This is a genomic window from Mesorhizobium sp. M0276, from assembly GCF_040321755.1.
Lineage (GTDB): Bacteria > Pseudomonadota > Alphaproteobacteria > Rhizobiales > Rhizobiaceae > Mesorhizobium.
This window is the reverse complement of the sequence record NZ_JAMYSC010000002.1, coordinates 115,074-130,631: the sequence shown is the minus strand read 5'-3', so window position 1 is coordinate 130,631 and position 15,558 is coordinate 115,074. Positions and strand designations below refer to the sequence as shown.

Genomic DNA, 15,558 nt, shown 5'->3' with positions numbered 1-15,558 from the left:
CTATGCATGTCCCCAAGACCGCAGAGCACTTTTGGGCGACATGCATCAGGCGGCTGTGCCCTGACGCGCTGCCGTTTCGGCGCGCTTCACGGCTTCGATGTCACGGTAGCGCGCGGCCGGATGGGGCGCGGCGAGACGCGGCCCGCCGCCGAACAGTTTCTCGCGCAGCGTTCCGGGCTGATAGGCGGTCGGATAGGCGCCGCGCTTCTGCAGCTCCGGCACGAGCAGGTCGACGACATCCTCGAAACTCTCGGGCGTCACGGCATAGGCCAGGTTGAAGCCGTCGACGTCGGTCTCCTCGACCCATTCCTGGAGAATATCGGCAACGGTCGTCGGCGAACCGACGATGACCGGCCCAAGCCCGCCAATACCGCGCCAGCGTGCGATCTCGTCGACCGTCCAGCGCTTCTCCGGGTCACCATCCGTGATCGCGTCGATGGCGGCGCGACCGGCATTGGTCTGAACTTTTTGGACGAGATCGGTCGGCAGATACTGGCCGAAGTCGATACCGGTCCAGCCGGACATGAAGACGAGCGCCCCGTCATAGCTGACATAGCGCTGATATTCCTCGAATTTGGCCTGCGCTTCCGCGTCGGTCTCGCCGACGATGACGGTCTGGAGGTTGTAGAAAAAGATCTTGCGCGGATCACGGCCGAAGGCTGCGGCACGCTCGCGGATGTCGCGGACATGGTTCTTCAATATGGTCTTGGTGGGTGCCGCGATGAAGACGCATTCGGCGTTCTGCGCCGCGAAGCGGCGGCCCGGGCCCGACGTGCCGGCCTGATAGAGCAAAGGCGTCCGCTGCGGCGACGGCTCGCTGAGATGGTAGCCAGGAACCTCGAAATATTTGCCCTTGTGGCCAATCTCATGAACTTTCTCGGGATGCGTGAAGATGCGCCTCTCGCGGTCGCGCACCACGGCGCCATCCTCCCAGCTTCCCTCGAACAGCTTGTAGAGCACCTCGACATATTCGTTGGCGATGTCATAGCGGTCGTCGTGCTGCTTCAGGCCGCCCTGGCCGATATTCTTCGCGCCGCTCTCCAGATAGGAGGTGACGATGTTCCAGCCGACCCGGCCCTTCGAGTGATGATCGGCGGTCGAGAGCCGACGTGCAAAGGTGTAGGGGTGCTCGAAGGAGGTCGACACCGTAATGCCGATGCCGAGATGCTCGGTTGCGAGCGCGATCGGCGCGACGAGCTGCAGCGGGTCGTTGACCGGGATCTGCGCTGCCTGCTCGATCGCATGCTGGAGGTTGCCCTTGTACACATCATAATAGCCGATCACGTCGGCGATGAAGATGCCGTCAAAGATGCCCCGCTCCAGCGTCCGGCCGAGATGCTGCCAATAGTCGAGATCTTTGTACTGCCAGGAACGGTCGCGCGGATGCGCCCAAAGCCCAGGCGACTGATGGCCGACGCAATTCATGTCGAAGGCATTGAAGCGAATCTGGCGGGTCATGGGCGGCCTCGGCATCTGGCATTGTCGGAGGCGGGCTTAATCCGTCCGGCCTGGAGCGATTATGACGATCGGACCGCGAAGATGGAGGTCATCTATTTTGTTTATCGATTTGATCGAGAAAACTTGTTCTCCGATTGCAGCCCGGCGGAGCGAACGCAACAGGGCTAGGCGCGGACTGCGGCAAGCGCACGAGCCGATCGCTCACACAATGGGCCTTCCTGTTGGAGGCTGAGGTCACCCATTAGACGGAGCCTACCCATCCCGATGGCCGCGGATCGTCAATCTCCGCACTCAACGCGATCCTGAAGGGAGCAATTCCGCTCTGGCCAAATGCCGCAACCTCTTCCGCAAAATGCGATAGGCCTACTACGCTCGCGAGTGCGGCATTATCAGAGACGAAGCTCTCAGGATCATCCGAGAGGCCAACGCGCCAAATCTCGATGCTAAGCGCAGGATCGGGCGCGGGCAGATAGCTCTTAAGTGGCTTCTTTTGTAGACCCGCGCACAGTCGGCTTTTCGGCTTCCTTCGCCTCAATAAGCGCAACAATGTCGGCGATCTCAAGCTTGCAGGTGACGCCACGCGCTTGCGCCAGAGCAACGGCCGATCCCGAAGCGCATCCCGCTCGAGAACCTACGACCATTGTGGATCACGATCGGTCACGCTCGATCCAATTTCCATCTGAAATCATGAATTTGCGAGTTTCACTTTAGCTGCCCAACCGTCGTGCGACGAGTGATAGAAAGCAAATGTGGCCAGTGTCCTGAGGGTGCCCCTGTCGGGCAAGTCATGCACCCTTCCCTGCCCCATAAGTGCTGCGCCGATTTCGCCTCTGCACCTTTGACGAACCTGCTGGACGTCGGAGACATCAGCAATCGCCGCTATTCTAGATCAAATGATATATTGCGCAGGGACGGCCCGGGAGCGCGTAAGAGGCCGTGTCGACACCCTGGCTTTGCCAGCGCATCGCGCTGAAGGTCGTGTGCATGGCTTACAACGGGCTGCGCCCGATCCGCCACTGATATGGTGGTGGCGTGCCGTTGACCGCGTAGTCGCCAACGATGCGATCCTTATAGATGCGTGGGTTGTGTGAAGACAGGGTACGAGCATTGCGCCAATGGCGATCGAGGCCGATCGGCTTCCTGGTCGAGGACGCGCCAAGTGCATCGAAGATAATCGTCGACGCTTCAAGAACAAGATTCGTGACGACCGTCACCGCCTGAGATGTCTCGAGTTCGGCGATGGCGTTGCCCTTTTCCTCGGCATCGGGATCGCCGGCAAAGTGTGCCTGATAGGCGCGTTCGATCGCTTGTGCGACCTGCAAAACGATGGCTCCGGCCGCATAGGCGTTGCTGCGAATACGGCCGACGACCTGGAGCACCTGCGGATCCTGGCTTGAGCGCGGGCCGGCGCCATTGGAGTAGGAACGCTTGCGAGCGCCAACGGCGGCGGCGGTCTCGTTGGCCATCGCCCGGCCGATACCGGCGAGCGTGGCAAGATGCACCAGTTGGTAGAAGGCAGCGCCATAGCGGAACTTGTCGTCATCGACGACGACGTCCTCCGGATCGACAGTGGCATCGGTAAAGATCGTGGTGCCGCTGGCCGTGAGCGTCTGGCCAAAACCGTCCCAGTCGTCGATGACATCGACGCCCGGATCGTCGCGGCGCACCTGCAAGACGATGCCTTCGCCGTCGAGACCCGTCGCGCCGACATCGATCCAGTCGGCGAACAACGAGCCGGTGGTGTAGTATTTGGTGCCGTTGAGGACCAGCCTGTCACCCTTGTTCGAGATGCGGGTCGAGAAAACGTCCTGCTTGGCATCGCCGATCTCGGTCCAGGCGTTGCCGGCGATCTCGCCGCGGGCAATGCGCTGCGTCCAGCGCTTGCGGCTCTCGCCGGCCGTCTTGTTGACGACATCTTCGACAAATCCAAAATGACCGCGCAATGCCTGGGTGATGTTGGAATCCGCCTCCGACAGCTCGATCAGGATATTGGCGAGTTCGGGCAGGGTCGCGCCAAGGCCACCTTCGGCTTCGGGTATACGCAGCGCGCCCAGGCCCGCCTGTTTCAACTGCGCAATCTCCGACACCGGCAGTTCGCGGTTAAGCTCCCGCTCGACCGCACCGGCAGCGATCTGCGCAAATATCGGCCGGAATCGTTCGGCCAGTTTCTCATAGCGAGCGCCGGGGCCTGCACCCCAGGCCGCATCTATCTGTGTCATTTGCAATTTCCCGGAGTTGGCCCCCACCCGGTGCGGGCGAGGCGGTCAGTGTGGTTTGGCGGCATTGGCACCGCCCAGATAAAAGTCCTGGACATCCTCACGGGCTCGCAGTTCCTCTGCCGTTCCCGACAGAACAACGCGGCCGTTTTCGAGGATGTAGCCGTAGTCGGCATAGCGAAGCGCGAGATTGGCGTTCTGTTCGGCAAGCAGGAAGCTGACGCCCTGCTCGCTGTTCAGGATGCGGATGATCTCGAAGATTTCCTGCACGATGATCGGCGCGAGCCCCATTGACGGCTCGTCCAGCAGCACAAGGCTCGGCTTGGTCATCAACGCGCGGCCGATGGCCAACATCTGCTGTTCGCCACCGGAGGTCAGGCCGGCCTTGACCTTGCGCTTATCCTTGAGGCGCGGAAACCATGTGTAGATCCGTTCGACGTCGCGCCGCAGGTCTGCCCTGCTTGGCTTGCGGACGAAGCCGCCCGAGAGGATATTTTCTTCGACCGTCAGTTGTGCAAAGCAATGGCGGCCTTCCAGCACCTGCACCACGCCTTTGGCGACGAGCCGAGAAGCCGAGAGGCCGCTGACCGGCTCGCCCTGCCAGACGATGCTGCCGCGGCTGACTTTGCCGCGCTCAGGTCCGAGCAGATTGGAAACCGCCTTCAGCGTCGTTGTCTTGCCCGCGCCGTTGGCGCCGAGCAGGGCAACGATCTTGCCCTGCTCGACCTTGAGCGAAACGTCGCGCACAGCAAGGACCGCCTGACCATAGAGCGCTTCCATATTCTGGATCTCGAGGAAGCTTTTTGCTGCAATGGTCATGGATCGATCCTGTCAGTGCGGGTTGGTGTCAGTTCGTCGCAACGCGGGGCTGGATGCCCTTTTCCTTGGCGTAGGCGGCAGCCTTTGCCTTGATGACGTCGGCAAACAGCGAAGCATCGGCTTTGATCCAGTCGGTCCTGGTGTCCCAGGACTGACCGTTCCATTGGATGATCTTGGCGGCGATGGTTTCGCCCTTGTGGTTGTCGATGGAGGTTTTCAGCGGGCTGATGAGGCCTTCCGCGCCAAGCTCGGCGATCCGCTTCTGATCGATGTCGAGGTTTTCGAGCGCCCACTGGCCTTCGGCGGCGGTCAATGGCCTGTTGCCGAATTTCTTATGGCCGGTGCGCAGCGCCTCGACGAAGGTGATGGCTTCGATCACGCCGTAATTGTAGTAGACCGTGCCGAACTTCGAATTGTCCTTCAGGTCGGACTTGCCCTTGTCGAGGATATTGGCCTTGAGCGTCTTCAGGATGCCGTAGTTGGTGCCGGGCGGGAAGACGGAGACGGCGAGATAGCCCTTGGCGGCGGCGCCCGCCGGGCGGGCGTCGTCTTCCGAGCCGCTCCAGATATCGCCGATGATCCGATCGGCGGGGAAGCCGACACGGGCCGCTGTCCTGATCGCCACCGGCGTCATCACGCCCCAGCCGCGCAGAAAGACCCAGTCGGCGTTTGCACGGCGGATCTGTTGCCACTGCGTCTGCTGCTGTTCGCCGGGATGCGGGACCGGGATCTGGATATCTTCGAAGCCATATTTCTTGGCGAGGATGCCGAGCGGCTCGATCGTATCGCGGCCATAGCCGCTATCGTGATAGAGCGTCGCGATCTTCAGCCCCTTGAGCTTGTCATAGCCGCCGGCCTGCTGGGCGATGTAATCGACGATGATCTGGGCTTCGCTCCAATAGTCGAACACCAGCGGATACTGGTAGGGAAAGACGCGACCGTCGGTGGCGATGTTCTGGCCACCGCCAGGGCTGACGATCGGGATCTTGTCGATGCGAGCCTTGTCTGTGAGGGCCACATCGAGGCCGCTCGAATGCGGATAGATTGCCGCCGTCAGCGCGCCGTTATAGCCGTTCTTGTAGCGCTCGTAGCATTCGATGCCGCGCTCGATCGTGTAGGCCGTCTCGCATTCCTGGACCAGGATCTTGACGCCATCGACGCCGCCTTCGACCTCATTGATGTAGCGGAGATAATCGATGTTGCCGGCACCGAAAGGAATGAACGATGGGGCATAGGGGCCGGTGCGATAGGTAAACAGCGGATAGAGCTGTTGGCCGGTGCCGTCTTCGGCGAAGGACGCGCTGCTCATCAGCGTTACAGCCATCGCGGCAGCGGCCGCCAGCGACATGGTCTTGGTTAGCAATGACATGGTGCAACCTTTGGTTTGAGTGGTTTGGAGAAAGTGACGACCGATGCTTGGGAGGAGGCGAAAGACCCGGCGCCGAGGTGTTTCGTCTGTCTGAGTTCAGTTGGATGATCGTGCTCGCGAGCGAAGGGCTTCCACGCCGCGCCTTCCCAGGCTCGACAATCCATCCGGTTCCTTGACCAGCAGCACGATGATGATCGTGCCGAAGATGATGTGCTGCAGGTTTGCCAGCGCGCCCTGATCGCCGAGGAATGACAAATCGATAATCAGCGACAGCCGATCGAGCAGGATCGGCGTCAGCACGATGAAGGCGGCGCCGAGAAAGTTGCCGAAGATGGTTGCCACACCGCCGATGATGACGATGAACAGGATCTGGAACGATTTATCGAGATTGAACGCATGCGCGTCCGAGGTGCCGAGATATCCGAAGGCCCAGAGCGCGCCGGCGATGCCAAGGAAAAACGAGCTTATGCCGAAGGACAGCAGTTTGCGGCGCGCGACGCGAATGCCGATGACCGAGGCAGCGACATCCATGTCGCGGATCGCCATCCATTCGCGGCCGACCCGGCTTTTGACGATGGCGAATGCCAACGCGATGAGCAGCGCCGTGGTTGCAATCACCAGATAGTAGCGGCCGGTGGCCGACTGGAGATCGTAGTCAAGGATCTGCAGTCGAGGCGCCGAGATGGTCAGCGACTGGCTGTCATTCGAAAACCAGCTGAAATTGGTGAACAGCCATTCGAACAGAAACTGGGCGCCCAGCGTCGAAGCGCCGAGATAGAAGCCCTTGATGCGCAGCGACGGCAGCCCGAAGATGACACCGGCAGCAGCCGCGATCAGGCCGGCAAGGATCAGGACGACCGGCAACGGCAAGAACGGTGCGCGCAGCAGCAGATTGTAGGTCGAGAAGGCGCCGATTGACATGAAGGCAGCCGAACCAATCGACACAAGCCCCGTATAACCCATCAGCAGGTTCAGGCCGATCCCGGCAAGCCCCATGATCACCGTCGGGATGATGATCGAGCTCAGCCAGTAATCGTCGGCAAGGGCCGGCACGGCGAAGGCGGCGATCAGGCCAGCGACGATGGCGATGGTGCCGACGCCAAAGGCGGGCCGGCGGAGCGGCTCGGACGGAGCGGATTCCTGCAGCGTGGTCACGATCAGACCCTTTCGATTTCGCGATCGCCGAACAGGCCGGCCGGACGCACTAGCAGGAAGCCGATCGCGAGGATGTAGGCAAACCAGGTGGAGACGCTGCCATTGACCAGCGGGCCGATATAGATGTCGGCCAACGCCTCGGTGGCGCCGACAAGCAGGCCGCCGGCGATCGCACCCGGGATGGAGGAGAAGCCGCCGATGATCAGCACCGGCAGCGCCTTGAGCGTGACCAGCGACAGCGAATATTGCACGCCCTGGCGCGATCCCCAGACAAGGCCGGCAACCAGCGCCACGATGCCTGCGACGCTCCAGACGATGCGCCAGATGACGGGCAGGCGGATGCCGATCGACTGTGCCGCAAGCGTGTCGGAAGCCACCGCCCGAAGCGAGATGCCCATGCGCGTCTTGTTGAAGGCGATAGCCAGCGTGGCGACCAGCGTCACCGCGATCAGCGAGGCGATGATGTCGAACTGGCTGACATAGATGCCGCCGACCTGTACGGCGACGTCGGGGATGCCGAGGTCGAGCATGTGAACGTCCATGCCCATCAACAGTTGGGCAAAGCCCTCGATGACATAGCTCAATCCCAGAGTGGCCATGAACAAGGTCAACGGATCGCGATTTCGCAACGGTCGCAGCACCAGCCACTCGATCAGTATCGCCATCGCCACCATGACAAGCGATGTGACGATGAAGGCCATGGCGAATGGCACGCCTTTCTCGGTCAGGGTGACAAAGGTCAGCGCCGAAAACAGCAGCATCGAGCCTTGCGCGAAATTGAAGACTCCGGATGCCTTGTAGATGAGCACAAAGCCGATCGCGACGAGTGAGTACATCACTCCGGCAAACAGGCCGCTGACCAATGTTTCAAAGAAATAGGACATGAGTTCCTCAGTGAACCGTGCCGAGATAGGCGGCTATCACGTCGGGATTCTTGCGTACCTCGTCGGGTGCCCCGTCCGCGAGCTTGCGGCCGTAGTCGAGCACCACCACGTGGCTGGCGAGGTTGAGCACAATGCCGACATCGTGCTCGATCAGCACCACGGTCGAGCCGAAGACGCGATTGACCTCGCGGATCACCCTGCTCATCTCCTGCTTCTCTTCCTGATTCATGCCGGCCATTGGTTCGTCGAGCAGCAGCAGCTTGGGGCCTGAGACCAGTGCGCGGGCGAGATCAACGCGTTTCTGCAGTCCGTAAGGAAGTGTCGAAACTATGCTGTCCGCGTGACGGTCGAGCCCGAGGAAAGCCATGGTGCGCTCGGCACGGGCAAGGAAGCCGCGGCGCTCGGCGCTGTCCCTGCCTAGCCGGAAGATGTTTTCGAAAAAGCTGGCGGTGCCATGACGAGAAAGACCGGCCAGCACGTTTTCGCGCACCGATAGGCGCCGAAACAACGCATTGTGCTGGAAGGTCCGGCCGATGCCGAGATGGGCTGCCTTCTGCGGATGGATCGCCTCGAAGCGCAAACCGTCGAAGACAATGTCGCCGGCGTCGGCGCGATAGACGCCATTGATGACATTGAGAAGCGAGCTCTTGCCGGCGCCATTCGGCCCGATCAAGGCACAGATTTCACCCTTGGCGACGCTGAAGCTCAGTTCATTCAGGGCACGTACGCCCTTGAAGGACAGCGACACGTCGTGGAGTTCCAGCAAGCCTCTCATCACGCATTCACGTATTTCAGGGCCGCCGAAGCACGCTCGACTTCGCGACGCTTGACGGCCTCGATGTCACGGTAGCCGTCGGCGGGATGCGTCGCAGGAAGATAGGGTCCGTCGCCGAACAGCTTCTCACGCAATGTGCCGGGCTTGTAGGCCGTGGGATAGACGCCGCGCTTTTGCAATTCCGGTACGAGCAAGTCGACGGCGGCCTCGAAGCTTTCGGGCGTCACCGCATAAGCAAGGTTGAAGCCGTCGACACCGGTTTCATCGACCCATTCCTGCAGGATGTCGGCGATGGTGCCGGGCGAGCCGACGAAGACCGGCCCGACGCCGCCGATGCCGCCCCATTTCGCCAATTCCTCGACGGTCCAGGCCTTGTCCTTGCCGGCGAAATGCTCGACCATCGAAACGATCGCATTGGTCTCGACCTTCTTGAGCGCGTCGGTCGGCGCATACTGGCCGAAGTCGATGCCGCTCCAGCCGGACATGAACACCAGTGAGCCGTCATACGAAGCATAGCTCTGGTATTCCTCGAAGCGCTTCTTCGCCGTTTCGTCCGTTTCATCGATGATCAGCGTTGTGAGGTTGTAGATCAGAACGTTCTTCGGATCGCGGCCGGCGGCGGCCGCCTTTTGGCGGATTTCGGAAACATAGGCCTTTAGCAGCGATTTGGTCGGCGCGCCGACGAAGACGCACTCGGCATGCGCGGCGGCGAAAGCCTTGCCGGGCCCCGAGGCGCCCGCCTGATAGAGAACCGGGGTGCGCTGCGGCGACGGCTCCGACAGATGATAACCAGGCACCTCGAAGAATTTGCCCTTGTGGCCGATCTCGTGGACCTTGCTGGGGTCGGTGAAGATGCCGCGGACCGGATCGCGCTGCACCGCGCCCTCTTCCCAACTGCCTTCGAACAGCTTGTAGAGCACCTCGACATATTCGGCCGCGACCTCGTAACGGTTGTCATGGCTCTTCAAGCCAGTCTGGCCGACATTCTTGGCGCCACTTTCCAGATATGAAGTGACGATGTTCCAGCCGACCCGACCCTTGGTATGGTGGTCGGCGGTCGAAAGGCGGCGAGCGAATGTGTACGGATGTTCGAACGAGGTCGAGGCGGTAATGCCGATCCCGAGATGTTCGGTTGCAAGCGCGATCGGCGCGGCCAATTGCAAGGGATCATTGACCGGAATCTGCGCCGCTTGCTCGATAGCGTGGTAGTTCGAGCCCTTGTAGACGTCGTAATAGCCGATGACGTCGGCGATGAATATGCCGTCGAAAATACCGCGCTCGAGCGTCCGAGCCAGATCCTGCCAGTAGTCCAGATCCTTGTATTTCCAGGACTTGTCGCGCGGATGCTTCCAGAGGCCAGGGGATTGGTGGCCAACGCAATTCATGTCGAAAGCGTTGAAGCGAATATGCCGACCCATCCGTCACTCCTTTGATAGCCCTGTTGGCGACTGCGGGAGGACACTACCGATAAGGCGAGCGCCGACTAAGATAGAATATATTTTCTATAGATTTTATAGAGAATTATTGTTCTGTCTTTGGGTCGGATCGTGGTATCAATAAGCGCGGTTTCGAAGAGGCGGTATCGCGAACATATCCACGTCGGTCTTCGCGTTCAGAATATGATCGTTCTACGCAGACACGGCCAGGATCGCACTCGAAGGCGAGCGTGACAGTAGCGGTCCGCCAACTGACAGTGCCGGACGGCGCCGCAATCTTGAGGCTTTGCTCAAGACCCCGTTTTGACAGGAAGCGCCCTGCTTTTCGCGCGAATGGCACGTCACGGCCTATGGGCCGCCGACAAGAACGCGCCGCACTTTAGGGCGTGGGTTGCCCCCACAACAAGATCGACTTCGACGAGAGCGTTCCTGCCGAGCATTGAGATGCCGACCGTTGTTCTTGCAGGCAGTCGATCGTCGTCAGGAAAATAGCGATCGTAAACGGTGTTAAAGCCTGCGTAGTCCTGCTCAAAATTCTTGAGATAGATTCTGGCAAACACACAATTCGACAACTTGAACCCAGACTCTTCAGCGATAATCGAAAGGTTGAGGAAGACCAGTTCCGCTTGTTCGCCAATCGTACCGGGAAGCGCGGCGTCCGGCTGAGCCGGGTCGATCGGAAGTTGGCCGGTGATATGAAGCAGACCGTTGAATTCCACGGCGTGAGAGTAGCGTGCCGTTCTCGGGGAAGGTGCTGCGCTCCCGACTTTGATATAACGCGGCATTATAGTTCCTGATCTGTTGTTTCAAGGCTGCGGTGCGAGAAGCTCTTCAGGAAGGCGATGCTGATCAACATGGAGAATCAGATTGAGAATACAATCTCCGTTCCCAATTTGGCGACCGATATCGTTGCAAATGAAGCGCGGTCGCTTTGGGTCAATCATCGCATTCGCACGTCGTTGCCGCCGATCGCCGCACCGATCAACCTTATGATGCCAGAGGTTGCGGACATCCCGGCGATTTCCAGAAGGTGGTCCTGGTCGATGCGAATTGGCCGGAGTGGAATGACGCTTGAAGCTGGCTGCCGCGGATTCGAGGCGGCAATGTACTATGCCAAGATGGTCGGTGTGGTATTCGGGAGCAATGCCTCCTCCGCCTCATGGTCCTCCGGAAGGCTCTCGCCGTGAACGAGCAGCGGCGTGCCTAGCCAAATAGGGTCGATCAGATGGTCTCGTCGCGGGTTTGCGGTGTTCGGATGAACGAGGATGCTGAGGCCGCAATGGTTGAGCATCAGCCACGGCACGAGTGTGGCAAAAGCGTCGTTTGCGAATGAGACCTGAAACATTGGTTGGTCATGCGGCCCGACCTTCTCGTCATGCCAATTGCCAAGCCGAACCAGAAAGCGTTCGCCGATCGCGGCGCGCAGCCACACCGCAACCGCGCGGGTTTTCAGTCGGTCGTAGTAAACATGCGCATGATAGCTGGCGATTTCCGAAAGGAGCCGGGGCTCATTTTTCGCGCCGGAAAGGCCCATTTCATATCTCCCGCACGCGCTCGCTGGCCCGACTTATTCTGGCAGGCAACATGCATAGGGGCCATCTCTCGAGATGCCCAGCAATTTAGTTTCTGGTGAACAGCTTTCCTTGACGGGAACGAGGAAGCCACCAATGTACTGCTGCCATCTTGCCTGCAGAGGAATTTGTTTATGACGGCCTCGATCTACGATATTCCGGTCAGCCGCGCCGACGGCTCGACCACAAGCCTTCGTGAATATGCCGACAAGGTCCTCCTGATCGTCAACGTCGCCTCCAAATGCGGTTACACCAAGCAATATGATGGGCTGGAGGCTGTCTACCGGTCGTATCGCGATCGGGGACTGGTGGTGCTCGGCTTTCCGGCCAATGACTTCGCCGGCCAGGAACCGGGTACAGACGCCGAAATCCAGGAATTCTGTCGGCTGACCTACGGTGTTGAATTTCCGGTGTTCGCCAAGATCACGGTGAAAGGCCCACAGAAGCATCCGCTCTACCAGGCGTTGATCGAGGCGCAGCCGAGGGCAGCCTTCAAACCGGATAGCCCGCTGCTGACCAAGCAGGCCGGGAGAGGTGCCGCGCCCACACCCGGCGAAGTGGGTTGGAATTTCGAGAAGTTTCTGGTCGACCGCAAGGGGATCGTGGTCGCCCGCTACGGCTCCGACACGGAGCCGCAGGACAGGACGATCGTGAGCCCTGTTCGCAAACTTCTGGCGGTCTGACGCAAAAACAGTCTGCTGGTGCTGAACAGAAACATTGAAGGCGGACGCCGATGGCGTCCGTCTTCGGCCATGCCGCGTGCGGACGACGTACCCAGCCAACACTGTAAAAATCGGAAATTCAATGTGCCGCTGAGCAACTCCTCAGGTGGCCCGCATAAGTGGAAGCAGGGCCGCTATTGAAGGAGGCGTGCCCTCTCAGGACGCCCGTATGGCATCGGGTTAGCCGGCTTGCCGAGAAGGATGATGCGGCAGGTGGTTTGGCGGAGCATCGCCCGGCCTGGTCTGCCGTAAGAACTGAGCCGATGCTCATGCGACCCACCCTCAACGGACGCCAACGACATCCGATCTTGGTCCTCTGCGTGAACGAAATCAATTTGATGTTCGAGACCGCGTCGAACTGGCTGAAGGAATGGTTGATGAAATTGCCACTTACGAGAGAGCCTGAATATCGCCCCGCCGTGTCCTGTCGCGGCAGTTGAGAAGGTCGACCAAGTCGTCGGCCTCTTCGATAGGCATGTCGATTAAGGGAACGCCCACCTCGACGACCGGCAGCCCCGTGAAGACGTCGATAATGTCCCACGTGCCTTCGGGCGTCTTCTCTATGTCGTAACGCTGGGCCATTGGGGGTTTGGGCGGGATATCTAGAGGTTACAGGCCATCCTTTGGGCTCCGAGAATGGCCTCCCGATTGGACTGATCTAGCGCCTCAATTTAGCGAAGCGAGCGGACTTGGCAATCCTGGGTCGACCGCCAGATTTCGCATGACGCGTAAGTAACATCGGCTGCGAATGCAAACCGTCTTGTTTCCGAAAGACTGACCCAGCGAAACGCGTTCCAGCAGATCTGAACAAAGCAGCCCGTCGAACAAAAAAGGCCGGGCTCGAATGCGGCCCGGCCGGCTGAAGGTCAAAGCCTTCAGAGGGGAACACCGTTTAGCGGAATGGGAGGAAAACCTCCGAACGATTTTGCCTTTCTGAGCTCATTTCACGGCTTTGGCGACGAATGACATTCCAAAGAAAGCGCGAAACGGGAAAGATTCGTGCTCCGACCGCAAACCTGAACATCGGCACCGGCGTGCCACATCGGCATACGAACGCAGTCGGCTTTTCAGGCGACATGTCGGAACAACAGTGCCCCGACCACCTGCCGGCCCGCGGGCCTCGGCCGCCAATTCTTTCGGCAGGCTCAGAAGCGGCATGGTCGCATTCCCGCCGCGCTTAAGAAAAACGCAACGGAAGCCCCTGGACGCCGGCGGCGGCGTCACGACCCGATGCACGGTCGCGCGCAAAATAGCCATTCGACGCCAGTTCGAGCACTGCGCCGTTATTGACGACCAGCGGTCCGGGAATCGAGTCCACATGCCATCACATCGCATTCTCGGGCGACTTCTTTCTTATGGTCAGGTCGCGCAAGTACGAGCTTCGAAGTTCCTCATCTTGCGACAGGCATTGGGTCATCGGCCCAATCTGTGATGTTGGCCAATTCTAAGGACGAATACGGAGTCTAAAGATTCCAAAGTTCATGAACCCCGTTGTGATCTTCCAGGCCGGACGGCGGCTGTCGAGACTGCCTCGACACTCACTCACAAGCCCAAGGGAGAAAGCCGGGGCAAAGTATCCCCTCGCCTGTCGCTGTGAAGCAGATGCAGGCAATGCTGTTTCAGGCGCATGAACTCGCCCGAGGCGATGATCTCGGTCATGCGCGGCCTCTCGAAAGGCACGGTGATTTCCTCGTGGATCCGGCCGGGCTGGGCCTGCATGACGATGATCCGGTCGGCGAGCAGCAGAGCTTCGTCGATATCATGGGTGACGAATAGGATCGTCTTGCGGAATTGCTCCCAGATATCGAGCAGCAATTCCTGCATTCGAAGCCGTGTCAGGGCATCGAGCGCCCCGAAGGGCTCGTCCATCAGCAGCAGCCGTGGCTGATTGACGAGAACACGCGCGATCTCGACGCGTTGCTGCATGCCGCCGGACAGCTGGCCGGGATAGCGCCCAGCAAAGCCGTTCAGACCGACGAGATCGAGCATTTTCTCCGCCTCGAGACGCCGTTGCCCGCGCTTGACGCCGCGCATCTTGAGGCCGAAAGCGACGTTGTCGCGCGCATTCTTCCACGGAAACAATGTGTGGTGCTGGAAAACGATGCCGCGTTCCGGATGGGGGTCTTTTACAGGCTCTCCGTCGACCGAAAGGACGCCGGCAGCTGGCTTGATGTGTCCCGCCAAGGCGCCGAGCAGGGTCGACTTCCCACAGCCGGATGGCCCCAGAAGACAGACGAATTCGCCGGGAGAGACTTCGAAGCTCGCATCAGTGACGGCTTCGAACGCACTGCTGCCGCGACCGAGCCGGATCGAAACATGATTGGCCTCGATACGGCCGGTTGCCGCGCGAAAGCTGCGCTGATGGGTCGTCATTTGCTGTCCTTCGTGTACCATGGAAGAAGTGCCGCCCCTGCCGCTCGCAAGAGGGCGCTGCTTCCCATGCCGAACAGCCCGATCAGGATCATGCCGACGATGATTTCAGGATAGTTTTGCAGCGTGTAGGATTCCCAGGTGTAGTAACCGATACCGAACTGGCCGGAGATCATCTCGGCGGTGACGAGACAAAACCAGGACGTGCCCATGCCGATGACCAGGCCCGTGACGATGTTCGGCGCCGCGCCTGGAACGATGACTTCCAACAGCATCGCCGTCTGGGTGCTCCCCAAGCTGCGCGCAGAGGCGATCAACCTTGGATCGACGCTTTCCACGCCATGGACGGTGTTGAGCAGGATCGGAAACAATGCGCCCGTGAAGGTGATGAAAATCATCGAGAGTTCCGACGACGGAAACATCAGAACCGCAAGCGGAATCCAGGCAACGGCCGGGATCGGCCGCAGGAACTCGAGCGGGGCTTGCAGGAAATCCCCGAGCCACCGTGAGCGCCCGATGACGAGACCGAGACCGATGCCGATCACGGCGGCGATGCCAAAGCCGGCCAGAACCCTTTCCAGGCTGCTCGAGACATGGGCAAAGAACTTGGGCGAGCGCAGGAAATCCAACGCTGCCGACACGACATCCACGGGCAATGGCACATTCTCGAACGTGACAATGCCGAGATTCAGTCTGAGGCTCGATGCCATCTGCCAGAGAATGAGGCAGATGGCGAGGGATCCGGCCCGGCGCAACCAGCGCCCTAGGTGGAAACGCGTCATG

General features: G+C 60.1%; 14 protein-coding genes. 1 reads left to right on the top strand and 13 read right to left on the bottom strand.

All coding sequences use genetic code 11. The features are described from left to right. Positions 1-45: 45 nt before the first annotated feature. The 10 genes from NKJ01_RS02290 to NKJ01_RS02245 all read right to left on the bottom strand — a co-directional run bounded on the left by NKJ01_RS02290 (position 46) and on the right by NKJ01_RS02245 (position 11,646). Positions 46-1,458 carry an LLM class flavin-dependent oxidoreductase gene (locus NKJ01_RS02290; RefSeq protein WP_352725685.1) on the bottom strand — a complete coding sequence of 471 codons (1,413 nt, stop codon included), beginning with the start codon at positions 1,456-1,458 and terminating at the stop codon, positions 46-48. 989 nt (positions 1,459-2,447) lie between these two features. Next, a complete protein-coding gene (locus tag NKJ01_RS02285) occupies positions 2,448-3,677 on the bottom strand; it encodes an acyl-CoA dehydrogenase family protein (RefSeq protein ID WP_352725683.1) in 1,230 nt (409 codons plus the stop codon). 45 nt (positions 3,678-3,722) lie between these two features. Next, positions 3,723-4,493, bottom strand: coding sequence for an ABC transporter ATP-binding protein (locus NKJ01_RS02280; protein WP_352725681.1), 771 nt, complete (start codon positions 4,491-4,493; stop codon positions 3,723-3,725). A 28-nt stretch (positions 4,494-4,521) separates the two neighbouring features. Next, on the bottom strand, positions 4,522-5,862 hold the full coding sequence (locus NKJ01_RS02275; RefSeq protein WP_352725679.1) for an ABC transporter substrate-binding protein: 1,341 nt from the start codon (positions 5,860-5,862) through the stop codon (positions 4,522-4,524). 96 nt (positions 5,863-5,958) lie between these two features. Continuing rightward, a complete protein-coding gene (locus tag NKJ01_RS02270; RefSeq protein WP_502905848.1) occupies positions 5,959-7,008 on the bottom strand; it encodes a branched-chain amino acid ABC transporter permease in 1,050 nt (349 codons plus the stop codon). Between the two features lie 11 nt (positions 7,009-7,019). Continuing rightward, complete coding sequence (locus NKJ01_RS02265; RefSeq protein WP_352725675.1) at positions 7,020-7,901, bottom strand: branched-chain amino acid ABC transporter permease; 882 nt, start codon at positions 7,899-7,901, stop codon at positions 7,020-7,022. A 7-nt stretch (positions 7,902-7,908) separates the two neighbouring features. Then, entirely contained in the window at positions 7,909-8,676 is a 768-nt protein-coding gene (locus tag NKJ01_RS02260) for an ABC transporter ATP-binding protein (protein WP_352725674.1), read from the bottom strand. Then, the gene (locus tag NKJ01_RS02255; protein WP_352725672.1) at positions 8,676-10,094 is read right to left on the bottom strand and encodes an LLM class flavin-dependent oxidoreductase; all 1,419 of its coding nucleotides are present in this window, start codon (positions 10,092-10,094) and stop codon (positions 8,676-8,678) included. Before NKJ01_RS02255 ends, NKJ01_RS02260 begins: the two co-directional genes overlap by 1 nt. 359 nt (positions 10,095-10,453) lie before the next feature. Beyond that, a complete protein-coding gene (locus tag NKJ01_RS02250) occupies positions 10,454-10,897 on the bottom strand; it encodes a RidA family protein (protein WP_352725670.1) in 444 nt (147 codons plus the stop codon). A gap of 323 nt (positions 10,898-11,220) precedes the next feature. After that, positions 11,221-11,646 (bottom strand): DOPA 4,5-dioxygenase family protein, encoded by a 426-nt coding sequence (locus NKJ01_RS02245; protein ID WP_352725669.1) that lies wholly within the window; start codon positions 11,644-11,646, stop codon positions 11,221-11,223. Positions 11,647-11,817: 171 nt separating this feature from the next. Here NKJ01_RS02245 and NKJ01_RS02240 point away from each other — a divergent pair, with 171 nt between their 5' ends. Beyond that, positions 11,818-12,366, top strand: coding sequence for a glutathione peroxidase (locus tag NKJ01_RS02240; protein WP_352725667.1), 549 nt, complete (start codon positions 11,818-11,820; stop codon positions 12,364-12,366). Between the two features lie 429 nt (positions 12,367-12,795). On the opposite strand, the gene NKJ01_RS02235 is transcribed toward NKJ01_RS02240, so the two are convergent. The 3 genes from NKJ01_RS02235 to NKJ01_RS02225 form a co-directional block, all read right to left on the bottom strand. After that, positions 12,796-12,987 (bottom strand): hypothetical protein, encoded by a 192-nt coding sequence (locus NKJ01_RS02235; RefSeq protein ID WP_352508265.1) that lies wholly within the window; start codon positions 12,985-12,987, stop codon positions 12,796-12,798. 960 nt (positions 12,988-13,947) lie between these two features. Continuing rightward, a complete protein-coding gene (locus tag NKJ01_RS02230; protein WP_352725665.1) occupies positions 13,948-14,778 on the bottom strand; it encodes an ABC transporter ATP-binding protein in 831 nt (276 codons plus the stop codon). Continuing rightward, a complete protein-coding gene (locus NKJ01_RS02225) occupies positions 14,775-15,557 on the bottom strand; it encodes an ABC transporter permease (protein WP_352725663.1) in 783 nt (260 codons plus the stop codon). Before NKJ01_RS02225 ends, NKJ01_RS02230 begins: the two co-directional genes overlap by 4 nt. Position 15,558: the final 1 nt, after the last annotated feature.

What these genes read in the sequence shown, in the direction of transcription:
- NKJ01_RS02290 (WP_352725685.1), bottom strand. Translation starts at nt 1,458, where the DNA reads ATGACCCGCCAGATTCGCTTCAATGCCTTCGACATGAATTGCGTCGGC.
- NKJ01_RS02285 (WP_352725683.1), bottom strand. Translation starts at nt 3,677, where the DNA reads ATGACACAGATAGATGCGGCCTGGGGTGCAGGCCCCGGCGCTCGCTAT.
- NKJ01_RS02280 (WP_352725681.1), bottom strand. Translation starts at nt 4,493, where the DNA reads ATGACCATTGCAGCAAAAAGCTTCCTCGAGATCCAGAATATGGAAGCG.
- NKJ01_RS02275 (WP_352725679.1), bottom strand. Translation starts at nt 5,862, where the DNA reads ATGTCATTGCTAACCAAGACCATGTCGCTGGCGGCCGCTGCCGCGATG.
- NKJ01_RS02265 (WP_352725675.1), bottom strand. Translation starts at nt 7,901, where the DNA reads ATGTCCTATTTCTTTGAAACATTGGTCAGCGGCCTGTTTGCCGGAGTG.
- NKJ01_RS02260 (WP_352725674.1), bottom strand. Translation starts at nt 8,676, where the DNA reads ATGAGAGGCTTGCTGGAACTCCACGACGTGTCGCTGTCCTTCAAGGGC.
- NKJ01_RS02255 (WP_352725672.1), bottom strand. Translation starts at nt 10,094, where the DNA reads ATGGGTCGGCATATTCGCTTCAACGCTTTCGACATGAATTGCGTTGGC.
- NKJ01_RS02250 (WP_352725670.1), bottom strand. Translation starts at nt 10,897, where the DNA reads ATGCCGCGTTATATCAAAGTCGGGAGCGCAGCACCTTCCCCGAGAACG.
- NKJ01_RS02245 (WP_352725669.1), bottom strand. Translation starts at nt 11,646, where the DNA reads ATGGGCCTTTCCGGCGCGAAAAATGAGCCCCGGCTCCTTTCGGAAATC.
- NKJ01_RS02240 (WP_352725667.1), top strand. Translation starts at nt 11,818, where the DNA reads ATGACGGCCTCGATCTACGATATTCCGGTCAGCCGCGCCGACGGCTCG.
- NKJ01_RS02235 (WP_352508265.1), bottom strand. Translation starts at nt 12,987, where the DNA reads ATGGCCCAGCGTTACGACATAGAGAAGACGCCCGAAGGCACGTGGGAC.
- NKJ01_RS02230 (WP_352725665.1), bottom strand. Translation starts at nt 14,778, where the DNA reads ATGACGACCCATCAGCGCAGCTTTCGCGCGGCAACCGGCCGTATCGAG.
- NKJ01_RS02225 (WP_352725663.1), bottom strand. Translation starts at nt 15,557, where the DNA reads ATGACGCGTTTCCACCTAGGGCGCTGGTTGCGCCGGGCCGGATCCCTC.